Annotated in this window: 15 protein-coding genes; 11 read left to right on the top strand and 4 right to left on the bottom strand. The window is 72.1% G+C overall.

The window, feature by feature from the left end; all coding sequences use genetic code 11:
- Positions 1 to 8: 8 nt before the first annotated feature.
- Complete coding sequence (locus E1295_RS33675; protein WP_132636837.1) at positions 9 to 1,010, bottom strand: LLM class F420-dependent oxidoreductase; 1,002 nt, start codon at positions 1,008 to 1,010, stop codon at positions 9 to 11.
- A gap of 93 nt (positions 1,011 to 1,103) precedes the next feature.
- Here E1295_RS33675 and E1295_RS33670 point away from each other — a divergent pair, with 93 nt between their 5' ends.
- Complete coding sequence (locus E1295_RS33670) at positions 1,104 to 2,519, top strand: sulfatase family protein (protein ID WP_246080654.1); 1,416 nt, start codon at positions 1,104 to 1,106, stop codon at positions 2,517 to 2,519.
- Here the strand turns inward: E1295_RS33670 and E1295_RS33665 are convergent.
- On the bottom strand, positions 2,513 to 3,190 hold the full coding sequence (locus E1295_RS33665; protein WP_246080652.1) for a FadR/GntR family transcriptional regulator: 678 nt from the start codon (positions 3,188 to 3,190) through the stop codon (positions 2,513 to 2,515). The two genes, E1295_RS33670 and E1295_RS33665, sit on opposite strands and share 7 nt — an antisense overlap.
- 93 nt (positions 3,191 to 3,283) lie before the next feature.
- Here E1295_RS33665 and E1295_RS33660 point away from each other — a divergent pair, with 93 nt between their 5' ends.
- Genes E1295_RS33660 through E1295_RS33650 form a run of 3 tightly spaced genes read left to right on the top strand, consistent with a single transcriptional unit; the run spans position 3,284 to position 5,956 of the window.
- Entirely contained in the window at positions 3,284 to 4,015 is a 732-nt protein-coding gene (locus E1295_RS33660) for a (Fe-S)-binding protein (RefSeq protein ID WP_132636831.1), read from the top strand.
- On the top strand, positions 4,012 to 5,412 hold the full coding sequence (locus E1295_RS33655) for a lactate utilization protein B (protein ID WP_132636829.1): 1,401 nt from the start codon (positions 4,012 to 4,014) through the stop codon (positions 5,410 to 5,412). Before E1295_RS33660 ends, E1295_RS33655 begins: the two co-directional genes overlap by 4 nt.
- Positions 5,399 to 5,956 (top strand): LutC/YkgG family protein, encoded by a 558-nt coding sequence (locus E1295_RS33650; RefSeq protein WP_132636827.1) that lies wholly within the window; start codon positions 5,399 to 5,401, stop codon positions 5,954 to 5,956. The genes E1295_RS33655 and E1295_RS33650 overlap by 14 nt, the downstream gene beginning before the upstream one ends.
- Here E1295_RS33650 and E1295_RS33645 read toward each other — a convergent pair.
- Entirely contained in the window at positions 5,946 to 6,965 is a 1,020-nt protein-coding gene (locus tag E1295_RS33645; RefSeq protein WP_132636825.1) for a baeRF2 domain-containing protein, read from the bottom strand. The genes E1295_RS33650 and E1295_RS33645 overlap by 11 nt on opposite strands.
- A 1-nt stretch (position 6,966) precedes the next feature.
- Positions 6,967 to 7,371 carry a DUF2795 domain-containing protein gene (locus E1295_RS33640; protein ID WP_132636823.1) on the bottom strand — a complete coding sequence of 135 codons (405 nt, stop codon included), beginning with the start codon at positions 7,369 to 7,371 and terminating at the stop codon, positions 6,967 to 6,969.
- A 77-nt stretch (positions 7,372 to 7,448) separates the two neighbouring features.
- Between E1295_RS33640 and E1295_RS33635 the strand changes: the two genes are divergently transcribed.
- The 7 genes from E1295_RS33635 to E1295_RS33605 form a co-directional block, all read left to right on the top strand.
- Positions 7,449 to 8,528, top strand: coding sequence for a GNAT family N-acetyltransferase (locus tag E1295_RS33635; protein ID WP_166427528.1), 1,080 nt, complete (start codon positions 7,449 to 7,451; stop codon positions 8,526 to 8,528).
- An 81-nt stretch (positions 8,529 to 8,609) separates the two neighbouring features.
- Positions 8,610 to 9,785: a bifunctional cobalt-precorrin-7 (C(5))-methyltransferase/cobalt-precorrin-6B (C(15))-methyltransferase gene (locus E1295_RS33630; protein WP_132636849.1), complete on the top strand. Its 1,176-nt coding sequence runs from the start codon at positions 8,610 to 8,612 to the stop codon at positions 9,783 to 9,785.
- Between the two features lie 70 nt (positions 9,786 to 9,855).
- The gene (locus tag E1295_RS33625) at positions 9,856 to 10,707 is read left to right on the top strand and encodes a sirohydrochlorin chelatase (protein WP_132636819.1); all 852 of its coding nucleotides are present in this window, start codon (positions 9,856 to 9,858) and stop codon (positions 10,705 to 10,707) included.
- Positions 10,708 to 10,848: 141 nt separating this feature from the next.
- Complete coding sequence (locus E1295_RS33620; protein ID WP_132636817.1) at positions 10,849 to 11,991, top strand: nicotinate-nucleotide--dimethylbenzimidazole phosphoribosyltransferase; 1,143 nt, start codon at positions 10,849 to 10,851, stop codon at positions 11,989 to 11,991.
- Positions 11,992 to 12,009: 18 nt separating this feature from the next.
- Positions 12,010 to 13,050, top strand: a complete 1,041-nt coding sequence (gene speB, locus E1295_RS33615; RefSeq protein ID WP_132636815.1) for an agmatinase — start codon at positions 12,010 to 12,012, stop codon at positions 13,048 to 13,050.
- A gap of 54 nt (positions 13,051 to 13,104) precedes the next feature.
- Positions 13,105 to 14,337 (top strand): uroporphyrinogen-III C-methyltransferase, encoded by a 1,233-nt coding sequence (gene cobA, locus E1295_RS33610; RefSeq protein ID WP_132636813.1) that lies wholly within the window; start codon positions 13,105 to 13,107, stop codon positions 14,335 to 14,337.
- A 62-nt stretch (positions 14,338 to 14,399) separates the two neighbouring features.
- Positions 14,400 to 14,786 (top strand): hypothetical protein (locus tag E1295_RS33605; protein WP_425465376.1); only part of this gene is annotated, 387 nt, incomplete at its 3' end.

The raw sequence follows: 14,786 nt of genomic DNA, 5'->3' as shown, positions 1-14,786 counted from the left end.
CGGGTGGCTCAGCCCAGCACGAGGTCGCGCACCAGCTTCAGCGAGGGTTCGTCGCGCGGGCCCATGACCAGCAGGCTGGTGACGGGGCTGGCGTGCCAGAGCGCGAGGCGTTCCTTGATCCGGCCGGGCGGGCCGACGAGCGAGATGCCGTCGGCCAGCTCGTCCGGGATCGCACGGAACGCCTCGTCCTTCTTCCCGGCCAGGTAGAGCGACTGGATGTGCTCGGCGGCCTCGGCGTAGCCCATCCTGCCGATGATGTCGGCGTGGAAGTTGCGCTGCTTCGCCCCCATGCCGCCGATGTAGAGCGTCAGCATCATCTTCACGCCGTCCAGCGCGGCGCGCACGTCGTCGGAGATCACCACCATCACCATGGCCGCCACGTCGAAGCCCTCGGGCGCGTCCGCCAGCGACGCGCCGTACATCTCCTCGATCTTCGAGGGGAACGCGAACAGCGGGAGCCAGCCCTGGGCGATCTCGGCGGCCAGGGCGACGTTCTTCGGGCCCTCCGCGCCGAGGTAGACGGGGATGTCGGCGCGCAGCGGATGGGTGATGAGCTTGAGCGGCTTGCCCAGCCCGCCCGCGAGCGGGAGCGGGTAGTGCGGGCCCTCGCTGGTGACCGGCTCCTCGCGGCGCCACACCTTGCGCATGATCTCGACGTATTCGCGGGTCCTGGCCAGCGGCTTGGCGAACGGCCGGCCGTACCAGCCCTCCACGACCTGCGGGCCGGACGCGCCCACGCCGAGCAGCAGCCGGCCGCCGGTGAGGTGGTCGAGGGTCATCGCCGTCATCGCCGTCGTGACGGGCGGCCTGGCCGAGATCTGCGCGATGGAGGTGCCCAGCTTGATGCGGCTGGTGCGCGCGCCGTACCAGGCCAGCGGGGTAAAGACGTCGCTGCCGTACGCCTCCGCGGTCCACACCGAGTCGTAGCCGAGCCGCTCGGCGGCGAGCACCGACTCCGTTGCGTCGTCGGCGTTTCTCTGCCAGTAACCGAGGTTCAGGCCGAGCTTCATGATCCACCTCCGGAGGTAGATTCCATTACCCCCGCGGTCACCTCCAGTGTCAATGGACATCTCCCGGGAAGAGGAAGCCGTGTGCTGAAGGCTGTGTCGCGACTTCTCTGCCTGCTGCTGCTCCTGCCGGCAGGCGGGACCGCGGTGGCCGAGGGCGGCTCCCGGCCGAACATCGTGTTCGTGCTGGTCGACGACCTCGACACCGGCACGCTCGGCCGATTCCCCAACATCACCCGGCATCTCGTCCGCCAGGGCGCGTCGTTCAAGCGGTATTTCGCGACCAACCCTTGGTGCTGCCCGTCACGGGCGTCGACGCTGCGCTCGCAGTACGTCCACAGCCATCGCGTATGGACCAACACCGCGCCGGAAGGCGGGTTCGACCGCTTTCATACGCAGGGGCTGGAACACTCCACCATCGGGACGTGGATGAAGCAGGCCGGCTACCGCACCGCCCTCATGGGCAAATATCTCAACCACTATCCCGGCGCCACGGCCCAGGAGACGTACGTGCCGCCCGGCTGGGACGAGTGGGCAGTGCCGGTGCGCAAGCTCTACCAGGAGTACGGCTACCGGCTCAACGAGAACGGCCGCGTGGCCGACTACGGCTGGTCCGAAAACGACTACCTGACCGACGTGCTGTCCCGCAAGGCCCGCGACTTCGTGACCGCGTCCAAGGACCCGTTCTTCCTCTACCTGGGGGCCGTCCCGCCGCACAACCCGGCCAACCCCGCACCCCGGCACGCCGACGCCTTCCCCGGAGCCACGGCGCCGCGGCCCCCGTCGTTCGACCAGGAGGACGTCAGCCGCGAGCCGCTGTGGGTGCGCGAGCTGCCGCGGATCGGCCCGGACGGAGCCGAACACATCGACGAGCGGTTCCGCGCCAGGCTGCGGGCCATGCTCGGCGTGGACGACCTCGTCGGCTCGCTGGTCAAGGCCCTGCGCGAGTCGGGCAAGCTCGACGACACCTATATCTTCTTCGCCTCCGACAACGGCTTCCACCAGGGCACGCACCGGCTCAGGCGCGGCAAGACCACCCCGTACGAGGAGGCGGTCAGGGTGCCGCTCGTCGTGCGCGGCCCCGGCATCGCCGCCGGCTCCAGGATCCATCCGCTGACCTCCGTGGTGGATCTGCCGGTGACGTTCGCGGCGCTGGGCGGGGCTCCCCTGCCGTCGTTCGCGGAGGGCCGCTCGCTGGTGCCCCTGCTGAGCGGCCGTCCGCCGGCGGAGTGGCGCAGGAACGTGCTGGTCGAGTTCGCCAGGCCGGCCAACCGGGCGTCGGCCCGGCAGACTCCGGTGCCCGGCTACCGGGCGTTGCGGACGGATCGGTACACCTATGTTCGGTACGACACGGGGGAGCGGCAGCTCTTCGACCTGCACGCGGACCCGCACCAGCTGGACAACCTCGCCGCGAGAGCCGACCCCGCGCTGCTGGCCGGGCTCGAACGGCGGCTGCAGGCGATGATGGCCTGTTCGGGCGCCACCTGCAGGCAGGCGGACACGGTTCAGTGACCGGACAACGACGGATAGGCGTGGGCCAGGTGCTCCGCGACGGCCCTGGCGGCCTCGTCCGCGTCGCCGGCCTCGACGGCCCGCAGGATGCGTACGTGGTCGGCGCGCAGGATCGCCGTGTCACCGAGGCGTTCGACCGCTTCGACCGCGTACCGCCGCATCGAGTCGCGTAGCGAGCGCATGATGGCCGCGACGAGCCGGTTGCCGGACGCGTCCGCGATCGCGCAGTGGAAGGCGGTGTCGTGCTCGACGAATTCCTCCGCCGTGCGCGCCCCGTCCATCCCGGAAAGGGCGGCGGCCAGCGCGGACGTGTCCGCCCGGGCGGAGGCGGCATGGGAGGCGGCCCACTGCTCGATCATGTGCCGGGTGCCGATGACCTCGCGCAGCTCCAGGCCCGCCATGCCGAGGTGGAGCCGGAGCAGGTCGGCCAGCGCCGTCTCGGGTCGTGAGGTCAGCACCGCGCCCGCGTCGGGGCCCCGGCCCACCTGCGAGGAGACCACGCCGAGCGACTCCAGCACGCGCAGGGCCTCGCGTACGGACGAGCGGCTGACGCCGAGCTCCTCGGCCAGCCGGCGTTCGGCGGGCAGCCGGTCGCCCGCGGTGAGGCCGTCCGCCGCGATGCGCCGCTCGATCTGGGTGAGCACCTCTTCGAACGTCCGCGTCCGCTTCACGGGACGCCGGCCCCCGTCGCCCAACGGAACCTCCCATGGTGGCCGGAAAGAGTGCGGTTCGATATGGTCTGACCATACCCTGGAAGGAGGGTCGTGCGAGTCGCCCTGTTCATCACGTGCGTGAACGACACGCTCTTCCCCGGCACGGGCCAGGCCGTCGTGTCGCTCTTGCGCAGGCTCGGCTGCGACGTCGACTTCCCCGTCGCCCAGACGTGCTGCGGGCAGATGCACGTCAACACCGGCTACAGGCAGGAGGGCGTGCGGCTGGCCCGGCACTTCACCGAGGTCTTCGCCGGATACGACGCGGTCGTGTCACCGTCGGGGTCGTGCGCGGCCATGGTCCGCGAGCAGTACCCGAAGCTGGCCAGGCCGGGCAGCAGGGGAGCGGCGGCGATCGCGGAGGTCGCGCCGAGGGTGTACGAGCTGTCGGAGTTCCTGGTCGACGTCCTCAAGACAGACGATGTGGGCGCATATTTCCCGCACCGGGTGACATATCACCCGACGTGCCACTCACTCCGCGGGCTCCGCCTGGGCGACCGGCCCACGAGACTGCTGCGGAACGTCCGCGGGCTCGAACTCGTGCCGCTGCCCGGCGAGGAGGAGTGCTGCGGCTTCGGTGGCACGTTCGCGGTCAAGAACCCGGCCGTCTCCGCCGCGATGGGCGCCGACAAGACCCGCAACATCCTGGACACGGGGGCCGAGGTGATCTGTGCGGCGGACAACTCGTGCCTGATGCACATCGGCGGCACCCTGAACCGCCAGAGGACCGGGGTCAGGACGATGCACCTGGCCGAGATCCTCGCATCGACGGAGGAGGCCCAATGAGTGCCACGTTCCTCGGCATGCCCGGAAATTTCCCGCAAAACGCCTCGCAGGCCGTACAGAACTCCCAGCTCCGCTACAACCTCCGGAAAGCCACCCACACCATCCGCGGCAAGCGCGCCGGCGTCGTCGCCGAGCTGCCCGACTGGCATGAGCTCCGCGCCGCCGGCAAGGCCATCAAGGACCACACCCTTCGCAACCTCGACCGCTACCTCGTCATGATGGAGGAGGCGGTGACCAGGGCGGGTGGCACCGTCCACTGGGCCAGGGACGCCGCCGAGGCCAACCGCATCGTCACCGGCCTGGTCCAGGCCACGGGCGAGCGCGAGGTCGTCAAGGTCAAGTCGATGGCCACCCAGGAGATCGGGCTCAACGAGGCCCTGGCCGAGCACGGCATCGAGGCGTACGAGACCGACCTCGCCGAGCTGATCGTCCAGCTCGGCGACGACTTCCCCAGCCACATCCTCGTCCCCGCGATCCACCGCAACCGCTCCGAGATCCGCGAGATCTTCCTCGACAGGATGCCGAAGGTCCCGGAGAACCTCACCGACGACCCACCCGCCCTCACCGAGGCGGCCCGGCTTCACCTGCGCGAACGTTTCCTCAGGAGCAAGGTCGCCATCTCCGGCGCGAACTTCATGGTGGCCGAGACCGGCACGCTGGTGGTGCTGGAGTCGGAGGGCAACGGCCGCATGTGCCTGACCCTCCCGGAGACGCTCATCAGCGTGGTCGGGATCGAGAAGCTCCTGCCCGCATGGCGGGATCTCGAGGTGTTCCTCCAGCTCCTGCCGAGAAGCTCCACAGGCGAGCGGATGAATCCCTATACGAGCATGTGGACGGGCGCCGTCGAGGGTCAGGACTTCCACCTGGTCCTGCTCGACAACGGCCGCACCGACGTGCTCGCCGACGAGGTGGGCCGCCAGGCGCTGCGCTGCATCCGCTGCTCGGCCTGCCTGAACGTGTGCCCGGTCTACGAGCGCGCGGGCGGCCACGCGTACGGCTCGGTCTATCCGGGACCGATCGGCGCGATCCTCACCCCGCAGCTCAGAGGCATGTCGTCCGAGCTCGACGCCTCACTGCCGTACGCATCCAGCCTCTGCGGCGCCTGCTACGACGTCTGCCCGGTGGCGATCGACATCCCGGAGGTCCTGGTGGACCTGCGCTCCAAGGCCCCGCACCCGGCCGCCGAGCGGGCGGGCATGAAGGTCGCGGGCTGGATACTCGACGACCACGAACGGCTCGCCCGGGCCCAGCGCCTGGCCGGCCGCCTGCGCGGGCTGCTGCCCAGACGGCTGCCGGGGCCGCTGTCGGCGTGGACCGACACGAGGGACCTGCCCGAGATCCCGGCGCAGTCGTTCAGGGACTGGTGGGAGCAGGGAGGCCGGGATGAGCGCGCGTGAGGAGATCCTCGCCAGGATCGGCCGGGCCGTGGCGGGCACGCCCGACGTCGAGGTCCCCCGCGGCTACCGTACGACCCGGCAGGCCGGCGACCTGGTGGGGCTGTTCGCCGAACGCGTCGGCGACTACCGCGCGATCGTGCACGTGATTCCCGAGACCGACGTGCCCGGCAGGATCGGCGAGCTCGCCGGCGACCGGCGCATGATCGTCCCCGACGGCTTCGACCGTGCGGGCGGCTGGGCCGACCTGGGCACCGCCGACGGCGTGATCACCGGCTGCGCCGTGGCCATCGCCGAGACCGGCACGATCGTCCTCGACCACGGCCCCGGTCAGGGCACGCGAGCGCAGACGCTCGTCCCCGACTACCACCTGTGCGTGGTGCGGGCCGGCCAGATCGTGGCCGGCGTGCCCGAGGCCGTCGCCAGGCTCGACCCGTCGCGCCCGCTCACCTGGATCAGCGGCCCGTCGGCCACCAGCGACATCGAGCTCGACCGGGTCGAAGGCGTGCACGGCCCCAGAACGCTCGAAGTGATCGTCAGTACCTGAGCACGGCCGCCACGTCGGTGACCGCGTCGGTGAACCACAACTCCGCGTCCGTCACCGCGGTGGCCCTCACCAGCGCGGAGTCCGAACGTTCCTGCACGGGCTCCGGCACGCCCCAGCGCCGCAGCTCGTCCGGGTCGGTGGCGAGCTGGGTGCCGCCCTCGCCGATCCAGACGGGCTTCGGCAGCTCGCCGGGCGTGAGCACGGCCTGCACGCGGCCCTCGCGCAGGGCGTGCGCGACCCTCGCCATCCCGGTCGGCCCGTTCATCTCCTGGTGACGTTCGAGCAGCTCGGCCCGCTTGCGGTCGAGCCAGCCGTCCAGCGCCCGCTCCACGTCCTCGTCGAACTGGCCGTGGTTGGAGCGGCTGCCGTGCTCGACCATCAGCACCCTGTCGGCGGTCTTGGTGCCGAGATGCTGCAGCAGGTAGGAACGCGACTTGGCCTCGCCCGCCACCAGGATCAGTTCGGGCCCGATGCGGCGTGCCTGCTCGTCGATCTCCTGGGCGACGGCCATGGCGTTCTTCTCCCAGTTCTCGTCCACGGCGCGCTCGTACCGCTTCTGCGACCAGCCGCCCTGAGAGGTCTTCTGCAGCGGCCACGTGGCCGCCTCCACGACGGTACGGCGCGGCGACCCGGCGCCGAACACAGACACCTCCGCCCCCGCGTGGTCCACGATCACCCGGATGTGCGGCACGTTCTCGCCGCGCTGCATGAGCATGGGCGTGACGCACGGCAGCGGCGACCACAGGGCCAGCGGGTGCGGCGGCTCCGCGAGCGGTTCGCCCAGCACCACCTCACCGTGGGCGGCGAACATCGCCCGGCCCGGCGTGGCCAGGCGCATCTCCTCCTCCAGCGCGTCCACGGTGGCCTTGCGGCTGTCGCCGTTCACCTCCAGCCGGTCGCGCAGGCTGCGCCACTGGGCCTTGCGCTCGGGGATGGTGTAGGCGCCCAGGTAGACCGAGGCGTACGGGCCCTGCCGCTCGAACAGCGGGCGGATCAGGTCGAGCCGCACGTCACCACCTCCGCTTCTCGACGCCGAGCCCGAGCGCCTGCGCCACCTCCGCCACGTTCGTGAAGCGGCGCTCCGGGAGGGAGTCCACCATGCCGGCCACCTCGTCCGGCGCGTCCATGCGCTCGGCGTGCTGGACCAGGTCCTGTTTCGACGCGGGCCAGTGCGCGTCGCTCAGCCACTTGGCCAGATCGCTGCGGACGTCGACACCCCGTTGCGTGATGCCCTCCGCGGTGCCGGGCTCGTGTCCAGGCGGGTACGACTGCGACTCCTCGCCGGGTGCGGGCATGGCCTCGGGCTCCTTCCACTCCTCGGCGTGCGTCGTGCCGCCGCCGCGGACCATGCCCTCGGTCTCGTGCTTCTGCTCCTCGTCGAGCCGGGGACCGTGCTTGTCGCTCCCACGTTCCATGGTTCTCTCACTCCTCTCAATTGCGCTCCTACCCCTGCTTTCGTGGGCAAACATCGCGAGTGTGTACCCTGCCCAGGGTGTTCGATCCCGACGTGAGCATCGCCACGGAACGGCTGACGCTGCGGCCGTTCGGCCTCCAGGACGCCGCGCGGATCCGTGCCATCGTCAAGTCGGAGGCCGGGTTCCTGCCGCCGGGCGCGCCCGGCAGGGTCTCGGGCGTCCCCGCCTGGCTGGCCAGAGGCGTGCACGAGCTGCGCCGCTCCGGGCAGGGCGTCCACTTGGCGATGATCGACGCCGACGGCCTGGTCGTGGGCGCCATCAGCCTGTTCAAGACCTCGTGGAGCGCCGGCACGACCGAGGTCGGCTACGGCGTCCACCCGCTCTACCGAGGCCGCGGCTTCGCCACGGAGGCCCTGCGGGCGCTGGTGGCCTGGACGTTCGAGACCACCGGCCTGCGCAGGATCGACCTGACCGCCGGCATCGGCAACCTCGCCTCGCTGCGCGTGGCCCAGAAAGCGGGCTTCACCTGGGAAGGCGTGCTACGGGCCGCGGTGCTCGACGACGACGGCCCGCACGACCTCGTCATGTTCGGCCTGCTGCGCGAGGACCGCCGCGTCCCCTCCGACACCCTGCCGAGGACGGAACTGAGCACCGAGCGGCTGCTGCTGCGGCCGCCCGCGCCCGGCGACGTCCCCGACCTCGCCGCCACGGCGGCCGACCCGGTCACGCAGGCCGGAACGGGCGTCCCGCGCGGCTACACCGAGGAGCACGCGCGGGAGTTCATCGACTTCTGCGAGCGCGCCCGGATCAGGGGAACGGGCCTGGCCTTCACCGCCGTGGAGCGCGCCACCGGCCGCTACGCCGCCACCGTGGACCTCAGGGACGTCGACTGGTCGTACCGGACCGCCGAGATCGGCTACATGACCGCTCCCTGGGCCCGCGGCCAGGGGTACGCGGGCGAGGCCGTGCTCGCGATCGCGCGCTGGCTGTTCGACCGGCACGGCTTCCACCGGCTCCAACTGCGCGCCGCCGTCCGTAACACCGCCTCCCAGCGCGTCGCGGAGAAGGCCGGCTTCCTGCGCGAGGGCGTCGCCCGCGCCTGCCTCGGCGGCGACGACATGGTCGTCTACAGCCTCATCCCGTCCGACCTGGCCTGAAGGCACGCCGTACTTTCCCCTCGACCCTTTGTGAAACCACTCGGTAGCCGTCACCCTGGAGATGAGGGACGGTGAGGCGTGATGATCACGGTGGTCGGCTGGGACGGATCCGAGCTCTCCCCCAAGGCGGCGGAGAAACTGCGTGAGGCCCGGCTCGTCATAGGTCCCGACGCCATCCTCGGGCGGCTCAAGCTCTCCGCCCCCGCCGTGGGCGACGGCTCGCTGCTGGAGACCCTCGACGACCACCTCGAACACGGCGAAGGACCCGTGGTCGTGCTCGCCGAGGGCGATCCCGGCTTCTTCGGCGCCGTACGCACCCTGCGCGCCCACGGCGTCAAGCCCACCGTGCTGCCCGCCATGTCGCTGGTCACCCGGGCCTTCGCCTGCGCGGGACTCAACTGGGACGACGCGCTCGTCGTCGCCCCCTCGGGCCCCGGCGAGCTCGCCCGCGTCGTCAACGCCTGCCGCGCCCACCCCAAGGTGGCGCTGCTCGTGGCGCCCGGCGTCGGCCCCGGCGAAGTCGCCAGGGAGCTGGCCCCCACCACGCCCCGCGCGCTCCTCGTGTGCGAGGACCTCGGCGGATCCGACGAGCGGGTCACCCACAGCCGCATGGGCGAGGCCACGACCCGGCCGTGGAAGGACCCCGACGTGCTCCTCGTCATCGACCCGCTCCACCAGCCCAAGGAGCCGAGCTGGGTCGCGGGGGCGCGACCGGGGCCGGCGGAGTGGGCGCTGCCGTTCGAGGGGGCGCTGCCCGCGGAGGCCAGGGCATACATCCTGGCCAAGCTCGGCCCGCGGCTCGGCGACCTGGTGTGGGACGTCGGCGCGGGCGCCGGCGAGATCGCCGTCGAGTGCGCGAGGCTCGGCGCGGCCGTCATGGCCGTCGAACGCGACGAGGCGGCGTGCGCCAGGCTGCGCGCCAACGTGCTGGAACACGGCGTCAAAGTGGCTCTGACCAGGGGACAGGCGCCGCCCGCGCTGGAGCCGCTGCCCGACCCCGACGCCGTCTACGTGGGCGGCGGCGGGCCCGACGTCATCGTCGCCTGCGCCGCCCGGCGCCCGCGCTCGCTGGTGTGCGCGGTCAAGAAGCTGGAGCAGGTGCCCGCGGTGCTCGACCGCCTCCGCGAGCAGGGATACCGTGGCGCCGGCACCCAGATCCTGGCCTCCACCCTGACCCACGACCCCGGAGGCTCCCACCACCTGACCGCCGCGGAACCGGTTTTCGTCGTGCACGCGACACCCGCGCACACAACGTGACCTGTTCCCTACCGCTGTGCATCGGTTATCCTCGCGTGACTTTGTCTAGCGCACCGGAGAATCCCTCACAATGAAGCCGCCGCTCCTGCTGATCGGGCAGGGCTCACAGGATGACGCCTACGCCGCGGAGTTCGGCAGGTTCGTACACCGGCTCCGCTGCCGCCTCGACCAGACGGGCGCCGACGTCTCGGGCGGCTACCTGGAGCGGGCCACGCCCAGGCTGAGCGACTCCGTCGCCTCCCTGGTCGCCAGGGGGCACCACCGGCTCGTTGCGCTGCCGCTGAGCCTCAGCAGGGTCAGCGACGACTTCCCGGCCGCGATGGCCCGCGAGCAGCAGCGCCACCCCACGCTGATGTACGACTACGGCCGCCCGCTGGGCCCCGACCCCCGCGTGCTCGCGCTGCTGGCCGAACGGCTCAACGACGCCGCCACCGAGATCTCGAGGCCCCGCCCGCTCGAACTGGCCGGCGCGAGGCCGCGGCTTCGGGCCGTCGACTCGCTGCCTCCCGAAGAGCACAACGCGCACGTCGAGCCGGGTGACACCGCTGTCGTCCTGGTCGGCGAGGGCTCGACCGACGCGACCGCCAACGCCGAGATCCACCGCGTCTCGCGGCTGTTCTGGGAGACGCACGCCTACGACTTCATGACCGTCGAAACCGCGTTCGTGTCCGTCACCCCGCCTGGGGTACCCGGCGGTCTCGAGCGCTGCCGCCGCCTGGGGGCCAAGCGGGTGATCGTGGTGCCCTACCTGCTGTTCGCCGGAGGCCTGCTGGAGCGCGTGTGGGCGCAGGCGCTGGCGTACGGCGCGGGGCACCCCGATCTCGACATCCGCTGTGCCGAGGTCATCGGCGACTGTGAGACGCTGGCCGATGTCGTGATCGACCGCTACGAGGAAGCCCTCCAGCTCGTCCCGCGACCGTAGGTCCGCGGGGCTCCCGACCGCGGATCCACCAGCTCCACCCGCCCCGAAGGTTCGCCGGCTCGTCCCGCTGTCCAAGGCTTCACCAGTTTGGTCCCCGCTCCCGGAGGTTCACTCCAGCTCGTCCATCGACCGGAGGTTGCCGTGCTCGCAGAGACGCTAGCCGCGATCCGCCCCGCCGACCAGCGGGCGCTCGCCGAGGCCCGCGCCCATCAGGACCGCCTCACCAAGCCCCGTGGCTCGCTCGGCGCGATGGAGGACGTCGCGGTCCGGCTCGCCGGCGCGGCGGGCGCCTGCCCGCCGCCCGTCCCCTCACCGGCGGCGCTGGCCATCTTCGCCGCCGACCACGGCGTGCACGCCCGAGGCGTCACCCCGTGGCCGCAGGAGGTCACGGTGCAGATGGTCGCCAACTTTCTCTCCGGCGGCGCGGTCGCCAACGCCTTCGCCGCCGAGGCGGGCGTACCGGTGACGGTGGTGGACGTCGGGGTCGCGGCCGACCTGCCCGACGCGCCCGGCCTCGTCAAGCGCAAGATCGCCTACGGCACGGCGGACCTGTCCCAAGGGCCCGCGATGACCGTCGACCAGGCCGTCAGGGCGCTGGAGGCCGGCATCGTCGTCGCCAGGAACCTGGTCGCGGAGGGCGCGCGCTGCCTGATCGCCGGCGACATGGGCATCGCCAACACCACCGCCTCGGCCGCCCTCGTCTCCGTCTTCACCGGCAGTGACCCGGCCGAGGTGACCGGCAGGGGCACCGGCATCGACGACAGGACCCACGAGCGCAAGGTCGCCACCGTACGCAAGGCTCTGCAGGTCAACGGCCTGCACTCCGACGAGCCCGCCGCCGGGGCGGAGGGGAGCGGCTCCGGCGTCCCGTCGCCCGGGGCGACGCGGCCGCCGTCCGTCGGCACCTCGCCCAGCGAGGCGCTGCGGGCCCTGGCCGCCGTCGGGGGCTTCGAGCACGCCGCCATCGCCGGCTTCATCCTGTACGGCGCCGCGGCCCGCGTACCGGTGATCCTCGACGGCATGATCGCCGGTGCCGGCGCCCTCGTGGCGGCCGCGCTCGACCCCGCGGCCATCGACCACTGCGTCGCCGGTCACCGCTCCGCCGAGCCGGGCCACGCCGTCACCCTCGACCACCTCGGCCTGCGCCCCCTGGTAGACCTGGAACTACGGCTCGGTGAGGGCACCGGCGCGCTGCTCGCCCATCCGCTGGTGTGCGCGGCCGTGCGGGTGATGCACGACGTGGCCACGTTCGACGCGGCAGGGGTGACCGAGAAGCCCGTGTGATACCTGGAGGTGGTGAGCTTGTCCCGCTACGGTCCCATGTACGGCCCTGACGTCACGTTCCTCGGCGTCGACCGCTGCGACGTGGCCGACCCGGCGAGCTACGAGGGCGCCGACGTGGTCATCGTCGGAGCCCCGTTCGACGGGGGCACCTCCAACCGTCCCGGCGCCAGGTTCGGGCCGATGGCGCTGCGCCAGGCCTGCTACCTGCCGCACGACGGCTCCAGGCCGAGCCTGGCGCTGCGCGTCGACGCCCTGCGCGACCTGCGGGTGCTGGACGCGGGCGACGTCGAGTGCTACTCGGGCGACGTGGAGGGCTCGCTGGCCGCGATCGAGGAGGCGGTGCACCGGGTGGCCGCCTCGGGCGCCGTACCCCTGGTGCTCGGCGGTGACCACACGGTCGCGCTGCCCGACGCCAGGGGGACCGCCAGGGCGTACGCGCCCGGCCGTACGTCGATGATCCATTTCGACGCGCACGCCGACACGGGCGACATCACGTTCGGCCACCTGTACGGTCACGGACAGCCGATGCGGCGCCTCATCGAGTCGGGCGCCATCCGGGGCGACAGGTTCCTGCAGCTCGGGCTGCGCGGCTACTGGCCGGAGCCGGAGACGCTCGACTGGATGGCCGCCCAGGACATGCGCTCGTACGAGATGACCGAAATTGTCGCGCGCGGGCTCGACGACTGCCTCACCGAGTCGTTCCGGATCGCGCTCGACGGCTGTGACCAGGTCTTCCTGTCCGTCGACATCGACGTGTGCGACCCCGGTCACGCGCCGGGCACCGGCACGCCTGAGCCCGGCGGGCTGACGGCCAGGCAGCTCCTCGACGCGGTCCGCAGGATCTGTTACGAGCTGCCGGTGGCGGGGATGGAGGTGGTGGAGGTGGCGCCGCCGTACGATCATGCGGACATCACCGCCTACCTCGGGAACCGGGTTATCCTTGAGGCCTTGTCAGCGATGGCCAGACGCCGCAAGGACGATCAGGGCGGGCCCCGCTGGGATCCCCGTCAGCCGCTCCTCGACGGTCGCCAGTCCGAGCGCAGCACTTCGACGCAGTGACAGCCGGTAGGTTTTACGTCCTAACACAACCTTCGCGAACGGGAGATTCCCCCCATGGGTCCCTACCTCCTCGGCCTGCGGCTTTCCGGCCGCCGGGTCCTCGTGGTGGGCGGCGGGCGCGTCGCGCAGCGGCGGGTCCCCGCGCTGCTGGACGCCGGCGCGGAGGTCACCGTCGTCTCGCCGGGTGTCACTCCCGCCCTCGACGACCTCATCGCCGCGGGCAGGGTCGCCTGGCACGCCCGGCCCTACGAGGTCGGCGACTGCGACGGGGCCTGGCTCGTGCAGGCCTGCACCGATGACAGGGCGGTCAACACGGCGGTCGCCGCCGAGGCCGAGGCCAAACGCGTGTGGTGCGTGCGGGCCGACGACAAGGACGCCTCCGCCGCCTGGACCCCGGCGACGGGCCGTGTCGACGAGATCAGCGTGGCCGTCACCGCGGGCGGCGACCCGCGCAGGGCCGCCGGCATCAGGGACGCCGTCGTCGGCGCGCTGCGCGACGGCACGGTCGACGCCCGGCGCAACCGCACCAAACCCGTCGGCGTCGCCCTCGTCGGCGGTGGGCCCGGCGACCCCGGCCTGATCACCGTGCGCGGCCGCCAGCTGCTCGCGCAGGCCGACGTGGTGGTGGCCGACCGGCTCGCGCCCCGTGCCCTGCTCGACGAGCTCGCCCCCGACGTCGAGCTGGTCGACGCGGCCAAGGTCCCCTACGGCAGGGCGCTGTCCCAGGAGACGATCAGCGAGCTGCTCGTCGACCGGGCCAGGCAGGGCAAGTTCGTGGTCCGGCTCAAAGGCGGCGACCCGTTCGTGTTCGGGCGCGGTGGCGAGGAGATGATCGCCTGCGCCCAGGCGGGCATCCCGGTGCTGGTGGTGCCGGGCATCACGAGCGCCGTCGCGGTCCCCGCCTCGGCCGGGGTGCCGGTCACCCATCGAGGCGTCAGCCAGGAGTTCCACGTGATCTCCGTGCACGTGGCGCCCGACGACCCCCGGTCCACCGTCGACTGGCCCGCGATGGCCCGTTCCCAGGGCACTCTGGTGCTGATGATGGCCGTCGAGCGGCTCGCGAAGGTGGCCGAGGCACTCGTTCGAGACGGACGTGCGCCGGAGACTCCCGTAATGGTGGTGCAGGACGGTACCCTTCCGACGCAGCGGGCGGTCACCGCTTCGCTTTCCACCGTGGCCGACCGCGTGTCCGCGGCTGGGATCCGCCCGCCGGCGATCGTCGTCGTCGGTGACGTCGTGAGGGTCGGCCAGGAGGTCGAGATGGTTCGAGCGGAGCGCTTGCCGTGAACACGGCCATGGATGACGGGCGGCAAGAGTCACCCGGGGAGCAGACGACCAGCTTCCGCCCGGTGACTGACGATGACCTCGACGAGGTCCGGGACGACAGCGCCCCGGAGAGGGCGCGAGAGGAGCCGGAGGCGGTGGACAGGCGCGCACGTGAGCCGTCGGCCTCGCAGAAGCCCGCGGTGGCCGAGAATCCTTCCATTGCGCTTCAGGCCGCCGAGGAGCCGGAGCGGCCGTCCCTGTTCGAGAAGCCGGCGGCCCTGCGCGCGCCCGCGGCTGCCGACGAGACCGGCGCGGCCGAACGCCCTTCCCTCTTCGTCAAGCCCGCCTCACTCGGCGGCCCCGGCCCGGGCACCCTCGCGCCTCATGACGCCCCGTCCGGCCGCACACCGGCCACGAGCGAACAACCGTCCACCGACGAGGCCTCTCCCGCCGGCAGCCTGTTCACCCCC

This window comes from Nonomuraea mesophila (assembly GCF_004352805.1).
GTDB lineage: Bacteria > Actinomycetota > Actinomycetes > Streptosporangiales > Streptosporangiaceae > Nonomuraea > Nonomuraea longispora.
Note: the sequence above shows the minus strand (reverse complement) of the source record. Positions and strands in the feature narration are given on the sequence as shown.